Raw genomic sequence first — 1,855 nt, 5'->3', positions numbered from 1 at the left:
CGAGCCAGCTCCAGCATTGCCCTGGCTGACCGAAAATCATTAACCACTGCATCCGGCGTGACCTTCCGACCATCCAATACCAGGTCCCTCAGGCAACATTCCTCTTTGAAGCGCGCTATTGCCAATTTGTACTTACCATGTCGATCTGGTGCCCGGTTGAACTCCTTTATGACCTGGTCCGGGGTTACTTTTCTATTAACATGGAGAACATTCTGTAAACAGAGCTTTTGCAGGAAGAAGCCGCTTCTGAGAGACGTTCCATCATTTCCATAGGCGTTGAGCACACCAGCCGAGGCGATTTGACGTCCTTGTACTGTTTTTTGTTGCCAAAAGGCATCCTCAATACCTTTGCCACCATTCAGGCTGTGGGCTTTACCTCTGCGATGCTGATGATTTGAGACTCTTTTACGACTAAATGCCATTCCGGCACAGTCAGGAATCCTGCTTGAACCGGCTTGTTGGCCAACCCAGCCAGCAGGCTCCCGGTGGGAATAGGTTGGTGCGGTTGCTTTCACAATAAATCCTGCTCACCCGGACTGTAAATTCCACCCTTTGACCGCAAAATGATGATCAGGTTCACTCCATTCAAGCGTGGTGATCAGCCGTCTTCCTGTAATACACGACGATAAGCTGTGAACTGATGGCCAAATGTGTCAATCCCCTCCTGGCGTAGTGCAGGAGCAAGGTTTAACAGGTAGTGATCCAGGGCACTCTGCCCGGACACTCGATAGCGAACGGAAAAACCGGTTGAATAAGGTCTTGCTGTCAGCCGGTCATCTTCCGTCAGCTTAAGCATTTCGGCACTGAGAAACCCTTCGGCCTTGAGCACTGCATCAACATGTGGCTTTAACCAGGCCCTGAACTCATCCACAATATCATTATCCACCAGACAATTGACTTCATAGATAATCATCAACGGCCCCTCTTAACTATTCATTTGCAAGTAATGGATAATAGTGAACAAATGGCAGAAGATCAGACTTTCCGTACAATATTTAAACCATGCCGGATGGGCAGCAGCACACTCTCAAGGTTCGGGTGCTGATAAATATAACGATTCAGGTCGGCAATCACCTGATCCCTCTCCTCCTGAGGGTCAAGCACCTTCCCTTTCCAGAGAGCATCATCAATAACCACAAGCCCATGAGGACTCATTATGGGCAGTACCATCTCCAGATAATCGCGGTACTTCTTCTTATCTGCGTCAATAAACACCAGATCCAGTTTTTCCGCAGTTAATTCCGGGATGGTATCCAGCGCCCTGCCGAAGAGCACTTTGATTTTATGGCCATGGGGAGAGCGGTCAAAAAACTCCTGCCCAATGGCAATGGACCGGGGGTTGGTCTCACAGGCATACACCACGCCATCATCGGGTAACCCCTCGGCCATGGATAGCGCTGCATAACCGGTAAACATACCAATTTCCAGAACGGTTTTACTGCGGCTGATCCTCACCAGCATTTTCAGGGTCTGCCCCACCAGCCGACCGGAGAGGTTAACCGGGTAACGGGTCCTGTCCACCGTCGCCTGAGCCAGCTCTGCCAGAATCGTAGACTCACCGGACGTCATCGTCTGGCAATAATTTTCAATTGCCGGATCAACCATCCAATCCATGCACTGCACCTGTTTGATAAAGAGTCTTGAAAAAAGAGCCTTGATAAAAAGGGCACTCTCCATGAAGATGACGCCACAACTTATAAAGCATTAAAAAATCAGCCGCGGATTCTAAGCGAGGAAGCCATGACAGAAAAGCCCGTTAACCGACAGAATGAAACGTGGCTTCCGGGGGATGTCCGGGAATAGGAGGCTGACCGAGAATAGCGCCCGTAGCGAGGATGGCAGAAAATTGAGGATA

General features: G+C 49.8%; 3 protein-coding genes. All 3 read right to left on the bottom strand.

From position 1 onward, the window contains the following. Positions 1–515: hypothetical protein (locus tag KDK13_RS16280; protein ID WP_257286035.1), on the bottom strand; the 515-nt coding region annotated here is incomplete at its 3' end. A gap of 83 nt (positions 516–598) precedes the next feature. Beyond that, entirely contained in the window at positions 599–913 is a 315-nt protein-coding gene (locus tag KDK13_RS16275; protein WP_257286034.1) for a DUF4286 family protein, read from the bottom strand. Between the two features lie 62 nt (positions 914–975). Further along, entirely contained in the window at positions 976–1,614 is a 639-nt protein-coding gene (locus KDK13_RS16270) for an O-methyltransferase (protein WP_257286033.1), read from the bottom strand. Positions 1,615–1,855: the final 241 nt, after the last annotated feature.

Origin of the sequence: Endozoicomonas sp. SESOKO1 (assembly GCF_024606265.1) — a bacterium.
In the GTDB taxonomy this organism is placed as follows: Bacteria; Pseudomonadota; Gammaproteobacteria; order Pseudomonadales; family Endozoicomonadaceae; genus Endozoicomonas.
The sequence above is the reverse complement of the archived record's forward strand: the minus strand, read 5'-3'. Positions and strand labels throughout refer to the sequence as shown.